General features: G+C 62.9%; 14 protein-coding genes. 10 read left to right on the top strand and 4 right to left on the bottom strand.

Annotated features, from left to right (window positions below):
- Positions 1 to 2: 2 nt before the first annotated feature.
- The 4 genes from tpx to SB756_RS05055 all read right to left on the bottom strand — a co-directional run bounded on the left by tpx (position 3) and on the right by SB756_RS05055 (position 4653).
- Positions 3 to 503, bottom strand: coding sequence for a thiol peroxidase (tpx, locus tag SB756_RS05070; protein WP_016499320.1), 501 nt, complete (start codon positions 501 to 503; stop codon positions 3 to 5).
- 167 nt (positions 504 to 670) lie between these two features.
- Positions 671 to 1951, bottom strand: coding sequence for a serine/threonine transporter (locus SB756_RS05065; RefSeq protein ID WP_410910310.1), 1281 nt, complete (start codon positions 1949 to 1951; stop codon positions 671 to 673).
- A gap of 247 nt (positions 1952 to 2198) precedes the next feature.
- Positions 2199 to 3395: an amino acid aminotransferase gene (locus SB756_RS05060; protein ID WP_341798636.1), complete on the bottom strand. Its 1197-nt coding sequence runs from the start codon at positions 3393 to 3395 to the stop codon at positions 2199 to 2201.
- A gap of 232 nt (positions 3396 to 3627) precedes the next feature.
- Positions 3628 to 4653 (bottom strand): Ldh family oxidoreductase, encoded by a 1026-nt coding sequence (locus tag SB756_RS05055; protein ID WP_341798635.1) that lies wholly within the window; start codon positions 4651 to 4653, stop codon positions 3628 to 3630.
- Positions 4654 to 4795: 142 nt separating this feature from the next.
- Between SB756_RS05055 and SB756_RS05050 the strand changes: the two genes are divergently transcribed.
- From SB756_RS05050 to garD, 10 genes are all read left to right on the top strand, one after another.
- A complete protein-coding gene (locus SB756_RS05050; RefSeq protein WP_016499315.1) occupies positions 4796 to 5668 on the top strand; it encodes a MurR/RpiR family transcriptional regulator in 873 nt (290 codons plus the stop codon).
- 22 nt (positions 5669 to 5690) lie between these two features.
- The gene (locus SB756_RS05045; protein WP_016499314.1) at positions 5691 to 6443 is read left to right on the top strand and encodes a transporter substrate-binding domain-containing protein; all 753 of its coding nucleotides are present in this window, start codon (positions 5691 to 5693) and stop codon (positions 6441 to 6443) included.
- A 145-nt stretch (positions 6444 to 6588) separates the two neighbouring features.
- Positions 6589 to 7308, top strand: a complete 720-nt coding sequence (locus SB756_RS05040) for an ABC transporter permease (RefSeq protein ID WP_049275942.1) — start codon at positions 6589 to 6591, stop codon at positions 7306 to 7308.
- On the top strand, positions 7305 to 8015 hold the full coding sequence (locus SB756_RS05035) for an ABC transporter permease (protein WP_341798634.1): 711 nt from the start codon (positions 7305 to 7307) through the stop codon (positions 8013 to 8015). The genes SB756_RS05040 and SB756_RS05035 overlap by 4 nt, the downstream gene beginning before the upstream one ends.
- 16 nt (positions 8016 to 8031) lie before the next feature.
- Positions 8032 to 9276: an FAD-binding oxidoreductase gene (locus SB756_RS05030; protein WP_341798633.1), complete on the top strand. Its 1245-nt coding sequence runs from the start codon at positions 8032 to 8034 to the stop codon at positions 9274 to 9276.
- A 22-nt stretch (positions 9277 to 9298) separates the two neighbouring features.
- A complete protein-coding gene (locus tag SB756_RS05025; RefSeq protein ID WP_086974531.1) occupies positions 9299 to 10081 on the top strand; it encodes an amino acid ABC transporter ATP-binding protein in 783 nt (260 codons plus the stop codon).
- Positions 10082 to 10523: 442 nt separating this feature from the next.
- A complete protein-coding gene (locus SB756_RS05020; RefSeq protein ID WP_016487465.1) occupies positions 10524 to 11333 on the top strand; it encodes a gamma-glutamyl-gamma-aminobutyrate hydrolase family protein in 810 nt (269 codons plus the stop codon).
- Between the two features lie 453 nt (positions 11334 to 11786).
- Positions 11787 to 12698 carry a 5-dehydro-4-deoxyglucarate dehydratase gene (gene kdgD / locus SB756_RS05015; RefSeq protein WP_028613096.1) on the top strand — a complete coding sequence of 304 codons (912 nt, stop codon included), beginning with the start codon at positions 11787 to 11789 and terminating at the stop codon, positions 12696 to 12698.
- Positions 12699 to 12802: 104 nt separating this feature from the next.
- Positions 12803 to 14167, top strand: coding sequence for an MFS transporter (locus tag SB756_RS05010; RefSeq protein ID WP_028613097.1), 1365 nt, complete (start codon positions 12803 to 12805; stop codon positions 14165 to 14167).
- Between the two features lie 79 nt (positions 14168 to 14246).
- A complete protein-coding gene (gene garD / locus SB756_RS05005; protein ID WP_341798632.1) occupies positions 14247 to 15800 on the top strand; it encodes a galactarate dehydratase in 1554 nt (517 codons plus the stop codon).
- The last annotated feature ends 8 nt before the right edge of the window (positions 15801 to 15808 follow it).

Here is a 15808-nt window from a genome sequence, read left to right as displayed (position 1 = left end):
CCTTACTTCAGTACTGCCAGCGCTGCATCGTAGTTCGGCTCGTCAGCAATTTCGCCAACCAGTTCACTGTGCAGCACTTTGTCGTTTTCATCCAGCACCACCACGGCGCGGGCAGCCAGGCCGGCCAGCGGGCCGTCGGCGATGGCGACGCCGTAGTTTTCGAGGAACTCGCGGCCACGCAGGGTCGACAGGTTCTTCACGTTTTCCAGGCCTTCGGCACCGCAGAAGCGTGCTTGGGCAAACGGCAGGTCGGCGGAGATGCACAGCACCACGGTGTTGGCCACATCGTTGGCCTGGGCGTTGAACTTGCGCACGGAGGTGGCGCAGGTTGGGGTGTCAACGCTTGGGAAGATGTTCAGCACCTTGCGCTTGCCGGCGTAGTCCTTCAGCGACTTGTCAGCCAGGCCTTCACCGACCAGGGAGAATGCCGGAGCCTGGGCGCCGATTTTCGGCAGTTCGCCGTTGACCTGAACCGGGCCGCCTTTGAGAGTCACTTGAGCCATGACGAAATCCTTATGCTGGGTTTGAAAAGGACACTGAGTTAAGCATGAAGGCGGCCGGGTGCCTATGGGGGCAGGTGAAATTGTTCTATTGCCGGACAATTTTTGTGGACAAAAAAATGCCCAGGTTGCGACAAGCGACCCGGGCATTCTTTATTTCAGGCAGCGAATCAGCCCAGCAGGCCGTACACCACCGAGGTCAACGCAACCAGGCCGACCACTACAACGAACACGTTGGAGGCTGCACCGCTGTACTTGCGCATCGACGGAACACGGTGGATGGCGTACATCGGCATCAGGAACAACAGCACCGCAAGGATCGGGCCGCCGAGCGATTCGATCATGCCGAGGATGCTCGGGTTGAGGGTGGCAACGATCCAGCACACTACCAGCATCAACGCGGCTACCACGCGGTCCAGGGTTTTGGCACCCGGGCGTGCACCGGTCTTGGCGATAATACCCTTCAGGCCTTCACTGGCACCGATGTAATGGCCCAGGAACGACTTGGCGATGGCCACGAAGGCGATCAGCGGCGCAGCGAACGCGATGGTCGGGTTGCTGAAGTGGTTGGCCAGGTACGACAGGATCGACAGGTTCTGTGCCTTGGCTTCGGCCAGTTGGGCGCTGCTCAGGGTGAGCACGCAGCTGAACACGAAGAACAGCACCATCACCACCATCAGCAGGTGGGCACGGCGCAGGATCTGGCCGCTACGCTCGTCGGCATGCTCGCCGTAGCGGCGCTTCTGGTCGACGGCGAAGGCCGAAATGATCGGCGAGTGGTTGAACGAGAACACCATCACCGGAATAGCCAGCCACAGGGTATGCAGGAAGGCCGAGGCCGGCGGCACGTGTGTGGCGCTGTCGAGGATGCCACCAGTCCAGTGTGGCACCAGGTACAGGCCCAGCAGCGCCAGGGCGACGATGAACGGGTACACCAGCAGGCTCATGACCTTGACCGTGGCCTGCTCGCCGCAGCGCACGATGGCCAGCAGGCCGAGGATCAGCACAAACGACAGGATGGCCCGCGGTGGCGGCGCCATGTGCAGCTGGTGCTCCATGAAGCTGGACACGGTGTTGGTCAGCGCCACGCTATAGATAAGCAGGATGGGGAAGATCGCGAAGAAGTACAGCACGGTGATCGCGGCACCGGCGTTGCTGCCGAAGTGCTCTTTGACCACTTCGGTGATGTCGCCACCATTGCGCCCGGAGAGCACGAAGCGGGTCAACCCGCGGTGAGCGAAGTAGGTCATTGGGAAGGCCAGTACAGCCAGGATCAGCAGCGGCCAGAAACCGCCAAGGCCGGCGTTTATTGGCAGGAACAAGGTTCCGGCGCCAATGGCTGTGCCGAACAGGCCCAGCATCCAGGTGGTGTCGTGACGCGCCCAGCTGCCGAGGGTGGCGGGGGTCGATTCTGCAAAGCGTTGTTCAACGCTTGGGGCCTGCTCATTCATTCCGGGTGAAGCTCCACTCGCAAGACTGCAACAGGCTGAGAATGGCGAAACAGTGCGTTCGCCCAACTCAACCGGAAAAGAGGGGCGCGATTGTGCACGGAAAGGTTGCACTTGCGAAGCCCTTTTCCGAGGGGCGGTTGCACTTGTCTTTACAAGCACGCCAGACCGGCAGGCTAAGGCGATGATTGTGGGAGCGCCCCGGCAAGGCCGCTCCCACAGGAAGGGCCGCGCAGGGCCCCTTGAGAAATTACTTCTGAACAGCAGCGAACGCTTCGGCAACCTGTTGCAGGTTGGCCGGGCGCAAGCCGGACATGCACACGCGGCCACTGTCGATCAGGTACACGCCAAACTCGTCGCGCAGGCGGCGCACTTGCTCGACGCTGAAGCCGGTGTAGCTGAACATGCCACGCTGGCGCAGGAAGAACTGGAAGTCCTGGCCTGGCAGCAACACAGCCAGGGCATCGACCAGCGCCTGACGCATGTCGAGGATACGCTTGCGCATCACTTCGACTTCCTCGGCCCACTGGGCATTGAGGACTGCATCGCTGAGCACGCCTGCAACCAGCTGGGCGCCAAAATTGGGCGGGCTGGAGTAGTTGCGGCGCACGGTCGCCTTGAGCTGGCCGAGCACGCTCTGGGCAGTGGCGTCATCGTCGCAGACCACCGACAGGCCCCCTACCCGCTCGCCGTACAGCGAGAAGATCTTCGAGAACGAGTTGCTGACCAGGCACGGCACACCGGCGCGGGCCATTTCGCGGATGGCGTAGGCGTCTTCCACCAGGCCTTCGGCGAAGCCTTGGTAGGCGATGTCGAGGAACGGGATCAGCTGGCGTGCCTTGACCACTTCGACCACTTGTTGCCACTGGTTTTGCGTAAGGTCGGCACCGGTGGGGTTATGGCAGCACGGGTGCAGCAGTACCACGCTGTTGGCCGGCAGCGTCTGCAGGGTGGCCAGCATGCCGTCGAAGTCCACGCCACGGGTGGCCTGGTCAAAATACGGGTACGTGTGCACCTTGAAGCCGGCGCCTTCGAAGATGGCGCGGTGGTTGTCCCAGGTCGGGTTGCTGACCCAGACTTCGGCCTGCGGGAAGTAGCGCTTGAGGAAGTCGGCACCGACTTTCAGGGCGCCGGAGCCACCCACGGTCTGCACAGTGGCCACGCGACCGCCGGTCACCGCCGGGTGATCGGCACCGAACAGCAGCGCCTGAATCGCCTGGCGGTAGCTGGCCAGGCCTTCCATCGGCAGGTAAAGGGACGCTTCGTGGTCCTGGCCGGCAATGCGTTTTTCCACCGCATCCACAGCCGCCAGTTGCGGCACCACGCCGGCCTCATCGTAATACAGGCCGATACTCAGGTTGACCTTGTCGGCGCGCGGGTCGGCCTTGAAGGTTTCCATCAGCGAGAGGATCGGGTCGCCGGCATAGGCATCGACATGTTTGAACACAGCGTGCAGCTCCTTGGATCAGGACAGTTCGAAAAGGCAGACCTGAGCATACCCGGAGTGTGGGCTCAGGAACATCCACTATTGTGCAAGGTTGTCTATGCAACATTGCATGGCTGAAGATTTGTGCTGACAGTGATGCCTTCATCGCCGGCAAGCCAGCTCCCACAGGTACACCACAGGCCTTGAGCTTGGTGATGTACCTGTGGGAGCTGCTTGCCGGCGATTGGCCGGGTCAGGCAAGCAGCTCTTTCAGGCCCTGCAACTCCTGCTCGGTTAGCGCCACCCCCTCCTCCTCGGCCACCTCGCGCTCACGATAGCGCCGCTCACCCGGCATGCGCGTCAGGCCCACCGCCTGCATCTGCTCCACCAGTGCGCGACTGCGCTGGGCAAATTGCTCGCCTTCTGCCTTGCCGGGGTCGATGACGATAATCAGCTGCCCGGTCCAGGGTGTCTTCGCCCCCGGGTGGCGCGACCAGTCGAATTCCCAGGAGAAATTACCCCCGGTCAGCGCCGCCGCCAGCAACTCGACCATCATCGATAACGCCGAACCCTTGTGCCCGCCAAACGGCAGCAAGGCGCCGCCTTCGAGAATGGCCAAGGGGTCGGTGGTCGGTTCGCCGTTGGCGTCCACGCCCATGCCTTCCGGCAGTTGCTGGCCGGCACGCGCGGCAATCTGCACGTCACCGTGGGCCATGGCGCTGGTGGCCATGTCGAAGACGATCGGATCGTGTTCGGCACATGGCGCCGCAAAAGCGATGGGGTTGGTACCAAACAGGGGCTTGCGCGCGCCATGCGGCACCACGCAGGTCATGCTGTTGACCACGCTCAGGGCCACCAGGCCCTCTTCCGCGAACGGTTCAACATCCGGCCACAGCGCGGCGAAGTGGTGCGAGTTATGGATCGCCAGCACGGCAATACCCGCGTTGCGCGCTTTGGCTACCAACAGCTCACGGGCCGCTGCCAACGCCGGCTGGGCAAAGCCGCCCGCTGCATCGACACGTACATAACCGGCCGCTACGTCGCTGACCTTCGGCGTGGCCTGGCCATCGACCCAACCGCTGGCCAACGTCGAGACGTAGCCAGGCATACGGAATACGCCGTGGCTGTGAGCACCATCGCGCTGGGCGCTGGCGCAGTTGTAAGCCAGCACCCGGGCCACGCTCTCGCTGCAGTCATGGCGCTGAAAAATGGCCTGCAACAAACCCTGCAGCTCGGTAAAAGGCATACGCACGACGGTGCTGGTGGAAGGTGCGGACATCTGAAGCTCCTTGTTGGTATTGGAATGGCTACAGCGTTGCAACGACAAAAACTTTCCGGCATGTGACAGCAATCTGTCAAATATTGACTTGATGACAGAAAACATTCATTTTCTTCCCAAGCCTTACCCTTGGAGCCGCAGCATGAGCCAACCGATCAAGCAACGCCTGGAAAACAGCCTCGAAGGGGCCGCTGCCTCGGGCCGCAAGATCGCCACCTACATGCTCGCCAACCTGCACGAACTGCCGTTCCAGACATCGGCCAGCATTGCCGCCAAGCTGGGCGTCAGCGAATCCAGCGTCGGGCGCTTCTGCCGCTCACTCGGTTATGCCCACCTCAAGGCGCTTAAGCAAGACCTGCAGAACGACCTGGGCGATGGCCCGTGGCTGGTGGGCGACCGATTGCAGGATTACCGCCAGAACCAGGACGCCAGTGACAACGCCGGCAGCCTGGAGCTGGAAATCGCCGCCTTGATGCGTGTGCACGAGTACCGCCAAAGCCCCACCTGGCACAGCGTAGCGCAACGCCTGGCGAGCAAGCCGCGGGTGTTCATCGCCGGTTTCCAGACCGAGCGCGGCATCGCCATGTGCATGAGCCACCTGCTGCAGTACCTGCGCGATGGCGTGCAACTGGTGGACATCAGCGCCGGGCACTTCGGCGAGGTGCTGCTGGGGCGTGCCGAAGACAGCGCCTTGGTGGTGTTCGAGGCGCGCCGTTATTCCCGCCACGCCCTGCTGCTGTGCCAGAAGGCACGCGAGGCGGGCATTGCGGTCACCTTGGTGACCGACACCTTCTGTGACTGGGCCGATGCCAACGCCGACGAGGTATTCCGCATCCCCACCGAGTTCAATCTGTTCTGGGAATCCACCTCGACGATGCTGTCGTGGGTACACCTGATGGTCAACGAGGTCTGCAAGAAACTCGGGCCTGATGTTGAAAAACGCTTGGAAGCGACTGCCGCTCTACATAACGAATTCGTCGGCTACACCTCGTGGCCGACGGGCAAACAACAATAGCAAGAGTGCAATGAGGTGCGAGATGAACAAGACCATGGCCTTGGTGGGTGCGTGTGCCCTGCTGCTGACGGGTGCCGCCAGTGCCGAAACCCTGCGCTTCGCCACCGAGGGTGCCTACCCGCCCTTCAACTATGTAGACGCCGATAACAAGCTGCACGGCTTCGATATCGACATCACCCATGCCCTGTGCGAACAGATGAAAGTCGAGTGCACGCTGGTGGCCCAGGACTGGGAAGGCATCATCCCCGCCCTGATGGCGCGCAAGTACGACGCCGTCGTCGCGTCGATGATCAATACCGAAGAGCGGCGCAAGAAAATCGCCTTCACCGACCACTACTACCGCACCCCGCTGACCGTCGCAGTCGCCAAGGACAGCAAGATCGACAGCGCCCAGACCGACTTCGTCGGCTACACCGTCGGTGCCCAGTCGTCGTCCACCCAGGCTATCTACGCCGAAGACGTGTATGGCAAGGCCGGGGCCGACGTGAAGCTGTACCCGACCATGGATGAAGCCAACGCCGACCTGGCCGCCGGGCGCCTGGACGGGGTAATTGCCGATAAATTCCCGCTGCACGAGTGGATGACCAAGAACGGCGGGGATTGCTGCAAGATCCTCGGCGACGTGGCCGACACCAAGGCCGATGCCGCCATCGCCGTGCGCAAGGACGACGAAGCCCTGCGCCAGCGCCTGAACACCGCGCTGCAACAGATCGTGGCCAACGGTACCTATCAGAAAATCGCCAGCAAGTACTTCGCTTTCGATATCTACAACTGACCTTAGAGCCCGTCTCGCCTGATCCGGCCCTATCGCCGGCAAGCCAGCCCCCACAGAACCGCACAAGGCCTGACAAATGTGCAGTCCCTTGTGGGGGCTGGCTTGCCGGCGATAGGGCCGGTAAGGTCAACACAAGGTGTTCGTCATGCTCGATCAATTGTCCTTGCTGTCCTTCGCCAGCGGAGGCTGGGGCCAGGCGCTGCTGGCCGGCGCCCTGGTGACTGTTTCACTGGCACTGGCCTGCCTGCCCATCGGTCTGCCGCTGGGCCTGCTGGTAGCGCTGGCAGCGCGCTCGCGCAAGCGCCTGCCACGGGCCTGGGCCACCACCTTCTCTACGGTGTTCCGCGGCCTGCCCGAACTGCTGACACTGCTGATCATCTATTACGGCTGCCAGATCGCCGCGCAGAAAATCCTCGCGGCCATGGGCTATCAGGGTGAATTCCTGATCAACACCTTCCTCGCCGCGATGATCGCCTTCAGCCTGGTGTTCGCCGCGTTCTCAAGCGAGATCTGGCTGGCCGCCTTCAAGACCCTGCCCAAGGGCCAGCTGGAGGCCTGCTCGGCGCTGGGCCTGAGCAAGCGCACCGCCTTCTTCAAGGTGCTGCTGCCACAACTGACCCGCATCGCCCTGCCCGGCCTGTCGAACAACTGGCTGTCGCTGCTCAAGGACACTTCGCTGGTGTCGACCATTTCGCTGGTCGACCTGATGCGCCAGACCAATCTGGCCGTCAGCGTGACCAAGGAGCCGATGTTCTTCTATGGCGTCGCCTGCCTGGGTTACCTGCTGTTCGCAGCGCTTTCCGGGCGCGTGTTCGCCTTCATCGAACGGCGCAGTAACCGCCACCTGCTAGGAGCACGGGCATGAGCTTTGAACAACTGCTGGCACTGGTGGTGGACCCCGACCTGCTGGAACGCTACGGCCCGCGCTTCGTCGACGGCCTGCTGGTAACCGCCAAACTGGTGGCCATTTCCTTCACCCTGGGCGCCGTACTCGGCCTGTTGCTAGCCCTGGCGCGCATGTCGCGCAGCCTGCTGCTGCAACGCATGGCCGCCGGCTACGTGTACTTCTTCCGCGGCTCGCCCCTGCTGGCCCAGCTGTTCCTGCTGTATTACGGCCTGGGTTCGCTCAAGGGCTTCTGGCAGGACGTCGGCCTGTGGTGGTTTTTCCGCGAAGCGTGGTTCTGCACCTTGCTGGCCTTCACCCTGAACACCGCTGCCTACCAGGCAGAGATCTTCCGCGGCAGCCTGATGGCCGTTGCGCCGGGGCAGCATGAAGCGGCGCGGGCTTTGAACCTTAAGCGCTCGACCACCTTTTTCAAGGTGATTCTGCCGCAGTCGTTGCTGGTGGCCATCGGCCCGCTGGGCAACGAACTGATCCTGATGATCAAGGCCAGCGCAATTGCCTCGCTGGTGACCATCTACGACCTGATGGGCGTAACCAAACTGGCCTTCTCGCGCAGTTTCGACTTCCAGATCTACCTGTGGGCCGCCGTGCTCTACCTGGTAATCGTCGAACTGGTGCGGCGCCTGCTGAAACACCTGGAAGGCCGCCTGGGCCGCCACCTGAACTGACCGAAGGATACGTTCCATGCATTGCCAGACCCTTGTCCTCGGCGCCGGCATCGTCGGCGTCAGCACCGCCCTGCACTTGCAGGCCCGCGGGCGCCAGGTCGTCCTGATCGACCGTGATGAACCCGGCAGCGGCACCAGCCACGGCAACGCCGGGCTGATCGAGCGCTCCAGCGTCATCCCCTACGCCTTCCCCCGGCAGTTCGGCGCATTGTTGCGCTACGGCCTGAATCGCCAGCCCGACGTGCGCTACAGCCTGGCGCACCTGCCCAAGGCTGCGCCGTGGCTATGGCGCTACTGGCGCCAATCAGCCCCGGGGCGCCTGGCCGGGGCCGCCGCCGACATGCTGCCGCTAGTGCAGCGCTGCGTCGAAGAACACGACGCCTTGATCAAAGCCGCCGGCCTTGAAGCGCTGGTGCAGGCCAAAGGCTGGATCGAAGTGTTCCGTGACCCTGCCCTGTTCGAGCAGGCCAAGGCCGACGCCAAGGGCCTGGGCCGCTATGGCCTGCAATTTGAAATCCTGGAATGCGGGCAGTTGCAGGCTCGCGAGCATCAGCTGGACGCCACCGTGGTGGGCGGCATCCACTGGCTCGACCCCAAGACCGTGAACAACCCCGGCGCCCTCACCCGCGGCTATGCGGCGCTGTTCCTGCAACGCGGTGGGCTGTTCCTGCATGGCGATGCACGCAGCTTGCGCCAGGCCAACGGCCAATGGCGGGTAGAGAGCCGCCGTGGCCCGATTACCGCCGACGAGGTGGTGGCCTGCCTCGGCCCGCAGTCGGCCGACCTGTTCAGCGGCCTGGGCTACCAGATTCCGCTGGCGATCAAGCGCGGCTATCACATGCACTACAGCACCCGTGACGGCGCGGCGCTTGAGCATTCGATCTGCGACACCCAGGGCGGCTACGTGCTGGCGCCGATGGCGCGCGGCGTGCGCCTGACCACCGGCATCGAGTTTGACGCCAGCAGCGCGCCTGGCAACCAGATCCAGCTAGGCCGCTGCGAGGCGCTGGCGCGCAAGCTGTTCCCGGCCTTGGGTGAGCGCCTGGACGACACCCCTTGGCTGGGCCGCCGCCCATGCCTGCCCGACATGCGCCCGGTCATCGGCCCGGCAGCCCGCCACCCGGGGCTGTGGTTCAACTTTGGCCACGCCCACCACGGCCTTACCCTGGGGCCGGTCAGCGGCCGGCTGGTGGCAGAGCTGATCACCGGCGAGCACCCTTTCACCGACCCCGCGCCCTACAGCGCGACCCGTTTCGACTGAACCCACGCGGGAGAACAACAACATGACCGCACCACTGAGCCTTGCAAGCCTTGCCCCCGAGCCCGACCCACGCCCGGTGCTGATCCGCATCGAAGGCCTGAACAAGCACTACGGCGCGTTCCACGTGCTGCACAACATCAACCTGCAGGTACGCGAAGGCGAACGCATCGTGCTGTGCGGGCCGTCCGGCTCGGGCAAGTCGACCCTGATCCGCTGCATCAACCGCCTGGAAGTGGCCCAACAGGGCAACATCCAGGTGGACGGCATCGACCTGGCAGCCACCACCCGTGAAGCGGCGCAGGTGCGCAGCGACATCGGCATGGTGTTCCAGCATTTCAACCTGTTCCCGCACATGAGCGTGCTCGACAACTGCCTGCTGGCACCCACCAGCGTGCGCGGGCTGTCGCGCAAGGACGCCGAAGAACGGGCGCGCATGTACCTGAGCAAGGTGGGTATCGAAAGCCAGGCGCACAAGTACCCCAGCCAGCTGTCAGGCGGCCAGCAGCAGCGCGTGGCGATTGCCCGGGCACTGTGCATGAAGCCGCGCATAATGCTGTTTGACGAGCCTACCTCTGCGCTGGACCCGGAAATGGTCGCCGAGGTGCTGGATGTGCTGGTGCAACTGGCCGGCACGGGCATGACCATGCTCTGCGTCACCCATGAAATGGGCTTTGCCCGGCAAGTGGCCGAGCGGGTGCTGTTCCTGGAGGGTGGGCAGATCATCGAAGACAGCCCGCCGCAGGTGTTCTTCAACCAGCCGCGTACCGAGCGCGCCAAGGCGTTCCTGGCGCAGATACTGCACTGAGCAAAATGTTTGATGCCTGTGCTGCCCCTATCGCCGGCAAGCCAGCTCCCACAGGATATCTGCAGCTTTTAACGGCGGATGCAGTACCTGTGGGAGCTGGCTTGCCGGCGATAGCGCCAGTAGCACAAACTCCAGCCCCCCTTCATTGCACCGCTGCAAAGACCCAACTGCGTCGTTAAATATTATTGACCAACACCCCCGCCAAACCCACGCCGCCACAGGCCCGCATCGGTTTCAGCCCCCAAAAACCGGTGCATTCCCCGCGTTAAAGCCCTCTTCCGTCGTTTGACATATCGAACGGCTCTGGCAAGCTATCTACATGCCCCGACCGGAATCGTCGCCTCTGACGAGCCGGCAGTGCTCGGAGCTTCAGGCTGCACTCAGGGCCCTGCGCCGTGCACCTGCACAACAACGACAGGCTGAACCTGTCCCAAGGTGACATATGTCCAACAGCAACATTGGCAACAAGCAACCTTCCCTGCGCAAACCCGTCGTCCTGATGACCATGGGCAGCCAAGAGCGCAAAGGCCATGACTATCAGGTCATGACCCACAAATACATCACCCCGCTGGTCGAGTTCTCTGATTGCGTCCCGGTTCTGGTGCCCACCTGCTGCGGCACTGAAGACCTCGACACCTATCTGGACATGGCCGACGGCGTGTACCTGACCGGCGCCGGCAGCAACATCGACCCGGCCCTGTACGGCCAAGAGAATGAAACCCCAGGCAAAGGCCAGGACCAGAACCGCGACCTGTTCGACATCCCTCTGGTGAAAGCGGCGATCAAGCGTGGCCTGCCGATTTTCGGCATCTGCCGTGGCATGCAGGAAATCAACGTGGCCCTGGGTGGCGACATCTACCAGAAGGTATACGCCGAGCCTGGTTTCAACGACCACCGGGAAAACCCGGAAGACCCGGTTGAAGTGCAGTACGCCCAGGTACATGGTGTGAAGATCAAGCCAGGCAGCTGGCTGCGTGACACCCTGGGTACCGACGAAATTCGCGTCAACTCGCTGCATGGCCAAGGCCTGCGCACGCTTGGCGCCGGCATCGAAGCCATCGCCCTGGCCGAAGACGGCCTGGTCGAGGCCATTCACGCCCCGAGCATTTCGCCCTTCCTGTTCGCTGTGCAGTGGCACCCGGAGTGGCAAGCTGCGAAGAACCCAGATTCGATCAAGATGTTCCAGGCCTTCGGCGATGCTTGCCGTGCCCAGGTACGCAAGGCGCAAATCAAGCGCCAGCACGCTGCCTGACCTTCAGTTTCCTCTGCTTTGATCGCGGGGCGGCGCAAGGCCGCCCCCGTTTCCCCGGTCACCCTCTGCTGGTCCCAGAACACTTCCCGTGGAATCGGGCGGCGGCCTAGTGCCTGTCTCCGCGATCGTTTTTTCCTCCCCTATCAAGAGATACGATGACTGATTGCAGATAGTCTGACATCGGTGTCTTTTCCTTCCGTTATGGTTCGCCTGCACCGGCCTCTTCGCGGGTAAACCCGCTCCCACACTGATCTGCATAGCTCTCTGGACCGCTGCGCCGTGCCTGTGGGAGCGGGTTCACCCGCGAAGAGGCCAGCACAGGAAACAGATCCTCCTCCCTGCCCACTGCAAAAAATCTCGCAAAAAGGACTAGTCATCGCACAAGTTGTACGATAACTTACCTCCAACGCAAAACAACACCCTTCACCCAAGCGCCACAGGATGCCTACAACAATGAATCCACAAGAACTTAAATCCATCCTCTCTCACGGCCTGCTGTCATTCCCGGTCACCGACTTCAATGCCCAGGGCGATTTCCACCAGGCTGGCTACATCAAACGCCTGGAATGGTTGGCCCCGTATGGCGCCAGCGCCCTGTTCGCCGCCGGTGGCACCGGTGAGTTCTTCTCCCTGGCCGCCAGCGAATACAGCCAGGTGATCAAGACTGCCGTCGACACCTGCGCTACCTCGGTACCTATCCTCGCTGGCGTGGGTGGCTCCACCCGCCAGGCCATCGAATACGCACAGGAAGCCGAGCGCCTGGGTGCCAAGGGCCTGCTGCTGCTGCCGCATTACCTGACCGAAGCCAGCCAGGACGGCGTCGCCGCCCACGTCGAAGCAGTCTGCAAATCGGTGAAGATTGGCGTGGTGGTGTACAACCGCAACGTCTGCCGCCTGAATGCCGACCTGCTGGAAAAACTGGCCGAGCGCTGCCCGAACCTGATCGGCTACAAGGATGGGCTGGGTGATATCGAGCTGATGGTGTCGATCCGTCGCCGCCTGGGCGATCGTTTCAGCTACCTGGGTGGCCTGCCGACCGCCGAAGTGTATGCTGCCGCCTACAAGGCCCTGGGCGTGCCGGTGTACTCCTCCGCCGTGTTCAACTTCGTGCCGAAGACCGCCATGGACTTCTACCACGCCATCGCCCGCGACGATCACGCCGCCGTGGCCAAGCTGATCGACGATTTCTTCCTGCCGTACCTGGACATCCGCAATCGCAAGGCCGGCTACGCCGTAAGCATCGTCAAGGCGGGCGCCAAGATCGCCGGTTACGACGCAGGCCCGGTGCGTACCCCGCTGACCGACCTCACCGCAGAAGAGTACGAGATGCTCGCCGCGCTGATGGACAAGATGGGCCCGCAGTAAGCGTCGCCCGCGGCCTGCCACATGCCGCGCCCGGAGTGGGCCAGCCCCGCTCCGGTTACAATTCGTGAGCCCGCACAAAAATAACTAGTGGGAGTATTGCCAGCATGCAAGCGACTAAGAAGACGCATGTGCGCTACCTGATCCTGTTCATGCTGTTCCTGGTGACCACGATCAACTATGCCGACCGCGCTACCATTGCTATCGCAGGCTCCAGCCTGCAGAAAGACCTCGGCATTGACGCCGTTACCCTCGGTTATATCTTCTCCGCCTTTGGATGGGCTTACGTGGCTGGCCAGATTCCTGGTGGCTGGCTGCTCGATCGCTTCGGTTCCAAGAACGTCTACGCCTTCAGCATCTTCACCTGGTCGCTGTTCACCCTGTTGCAGGGTTTTGTCGGTGGCCTGCCGGTTGCCTGGGCCGTGGTCACCCTCTTTACCCTGCGCTTTCTGGTCGGCTTCGCTGAAGCCCCGTCGTTCCCGGGCAACGCGCGTATCGTCGCCGCCTGGTTCCCGACTCAGGAGCGCGGCACTGCCTCGGCCATCTTCAACTCGGCGCAGTACTTCGCCACTGCGCTGTTCGCCCCGATCATGGGCTGGATCGTGTTCAGCTTCGGCTGGGAGCACGTGTTCGTGGTCATGGGTGTACTGGGCATCATCTTCTCGATGGTGTGGCTGAAAACCATTTACAACCCGCGCCAACACCCACGCATCAGCCCAAGCGAGCTCGAACACATCGAGCAGAACGGCGGCCTGGTGGACATGGACCAGAAGCGCGGCAACACCGGCCCAAAATGGGGCTACATCAAGCAACTGCTGACCAGCCGCATGCTGCTGGGCGTGTACCTGGGCCAGTACTGCATCAACGCCATCACCTACTTCTTCCTCACATGGTTCCCTGTGTACCTGGTGCAGGAACGTGGCATGACCATCCTCAAGGCCGGCTTCATCGCTTCGCTTCCGGCGGTCTGCGGTTTCATTGGTGGCGTGCTGGGTGGCGTGATCTCCGACTGGCTGCTGCGCCGGGGCAACTCGCTGACGTTCTCGCGCAAACTGCCGATCGTGTGCGGCCTGCTGCTGTCGACCACCATGGTGTTCTGCAACTATGTCGATGCCGAGTGGATGGTAGTCGGCTTCATGACCCTGGCATTCTTCGGCAAAGGCATTGGCGCGCTGGGCTGGGCGGTGGTGGCAGACACCTCGCCGAAGCAGATCGCCGGGCTGTCCGGTGGCCTGTTCAACACCTTCGGCAACATCGCCTCGATCACCACGCCTATCGTGATCGGCTACATCATCAGCGCCACCGGCTCGTTCAAGTGGGCACTGGTGTACGTGGGCGCCAACGCCCTGGTAGCGGTGTTCAGCTACCTGGTGATCGTGGGCCCGATCAAGCGGATCGAGCTGCGCGATGATGACCCAAAGCCACAGGCTGAGCCTGCCGCCAACGGCGAACTGGCCAGCTCGCGTCACTGAGTGAACACGCCCGCACCGTGGCAACCGGTGCGGGCGGATGTACAAAAAAGCCTGAGAACCTGACAAGTAGGGCCCAAACATGCAGTTGATCGAACATTCCGACTCGCCCCGCTACGTCCGCCTGCACGACGACGATAACGTCGTGGTGGTAGTCAACGACGGCGGCCTGGGCGAAGGCGCCCGCTTTGCCGACGGCCTGACCCTGGTCGAAGGCGTGCCACAAAGCCACAAGGTCGCCGCCGTGGCCATCGCCAAGGGCGAGCCCGTGCGCCGCTACGGGCAAATCATCGGCTACGCGCTGGAAGACCTGCGCCAAGGCAGCTGGGTGCAGGAAAGCCAGCTGGCCATGCCGGCCGCACCCGAACTGGACAGCCTGCCGCGCTGCGACGCTGTCCCACAACCGCTGCCGCCGCTCGAAGGCTTCACGTTCGAAGGCTACCGCAACGCCGACGGCACCGTCGGCACCCGCAACATCCTTGGTATCACCACCACCGTGCAGTGTGTGACCGGCGTGCTGGAGCATGCGGTCAAGCGCATTCGCAGCGAACTGCTGCCCAAGTATCCCAACGTCGATGACGTGGTGGCCATCACCCACAGTTATGGCTGCGGCGTGGCCATCAACGCCCGCGATGCCTACATTCCGATCCGCACCGTGCGCAACCTGGCGCGCAACCCCAACCTGGGTGGCGAGGCGCTGGTCATCAGCCTCGGCTGTGAAAAGCTGCAAGCCGGCCAGGTGATGCACGACAACGACCCTTCGGTAGACCTGAGCGAGCCGTGGCTGTACCGCCTGCAGGACGCCAGCCTGGGCTTTGTGGAAATGATCGAACAGATCATGGAACTGGCCGAGACCCGCCTGAAGAAGCTCGACCAGCGCCGTCGCGAAACCGTACCGGCCAGCGAATTGATCCTTGGCATGCAATGCGGTGGCAGCGATGCGTTCTCGGGCATCACCGCCAACCCGGCGCTGGGCTACGCCGCCGACTTGCTGGTACGCGCCGGCGCTACCGTGCTGTTCTCGGAAGTGACCGAGGTGCGCGACGCCATCTACATGCTGACCTCACGGGCCGAAAACCAGGACGTTGCCGGCGCCTTGATACGCGAAATGGACTGGTACGACCGCTACCTGCAGCAAGGCGCTGCCGACCGCAGCGCCAACACTACCCCGGGCAACAAGAAAGGCGGCCTGTCCAATATCGTCGAGAAGTCGCTGGGGTCGATCGTCAAGTCCGGTAGCGGCGCTATCCAGGGCGTGCTCGGCCCAGGCGAGCGGGTAACGCGCAAGGGCCTGATCTTCTGCGCCACCCCGGCCAGCGACTTTGTCTGCGGCACCCTGCAATTGGCCGCCGGCATGAACCTGCATGTGTTCACCACTGGCCGCGGCACGCCCTACGGGCTGGCCATGGCGCCAGTGGTCAAGGTGTGCACGCGCAGCGAACTGGCCCAGCGTTGGCCCGACCTGATCGACATCGACGCCGGGCGCATCGCCACAGGCCGTTCGAGCATCGAAGAACTGGGCTGGGAACTGTTCCATTACTACCTGGACGTGGCCAGCGGCCGCAAGCAGCCCTGGGCCGAACAGCACCGGCTGCACAACGACATCACCCTGTTCAACCCGGCACCGATTACCTGATGCCCCAG

Source organism: Pseudomonas sp. SIMBA_068, assembly GCF_046534705.1.
Lineage (GTDB): Bacteria > Pseudomonadota > Gammaproteobacteria > Pseudomonadales > Pseudomonadaceae > Aquipseudomonas > Aquipseudomonas putida.
Note: the sequence above shows the minus strand (reverse complement) of the source record. Positions and strands in the feature narration are given on the sequence as shown.

Bases quoted from the DNA above. Each gene is read 5' to 3' on its own strand.
- SB756_RS05050 (WP_016499315.1), top strand. From the start codon at position 4,796: ATGAGCCAACCGATCAAGCAACGCCTGGAAAACAGCCTCGAAGGGGCC.
- SB756_RS05025 (WP_086974531.1), top strand. From the start codon at position 9,299: ATGACCGCACCACTGAGCCTTGCAAGCCTTGCCCCCGAGCCCGACCCA.
- SB756_RS05020 (WP_016487465.1), top strand. From the start codon at position 10,524: ATGTCCAACAGCAACATTGGCAACAAGCAACCTTCCCTGCGCAAACCC.
- tpx (WP_016499320.1), bottom strand. From the start codon at position 503: ATGGCTCAAGTGACTCTCAAAGGCGGCCCGGTTCAGGTCAACGGCGAA.
- SB756_RS05055 (WP_341798635.1), bottom strand. From the start codon at position 4,653: ATGTCCGCACCTTCCACCAGCACCGTCGTGCGTATGCCTTTTACCGAG.
- kdgD (WP_028613096.1), top strand. From the start codon at position 11,787: ATGAATCCACAAGAACTTAAATCCATCCTCTCTCACGGCCTGCTGTCA.
- SB756_RS05010 (WP_028613097.1), top strand. From the start codon at position 12,803: ATGCAAGCGACTAAGAAGACGCATGTGCGCTACCTGATCCTGTTCATG.
- SB756_RS05065 (WP_410910310.1), bottom strand. From the start codon at position 1,951: ATGAATGAGCAGGCCCCAAGCGTTGAACAACGCTTTGCAGAATCGACC.
- SB756_RS05040 (WP_049275942.1), top strand. From the start codon at position 6,589: ATGCTCGATCAATTGTCCTTGCTGTCCTTCGCCAGCGGAGGCTGGGGC.
- SB756_RS05035 (WP_341798634.1), top strand. From the start codon at position 7,305: ATGAGCTTTGAACAACTGCTGGCACTGGTGGTGGACCCCGACCTGCTG.
- SB756_RS05030 (WP_341798633.1), top strand. From the start codon at position 8,032: ATGCATTGCCAGACCCTTGTCCTCGGCGCCGGCATCGTCGGCGTCAGC.
- garD (WP_341798632.1), top strand. From the start codon at position 14,247: ATGCAGTTGATCGAACATTCCGACTCGCCCCGCTACGTCCGCCTGCAC.
- SB756_RS05045 (WP_016499314.1), top strand. From the start codon at position 5,691: ATGAACAAGACCATGGCCTTGGTGGGTGCGTGTGCCCTGCTGCTGACG.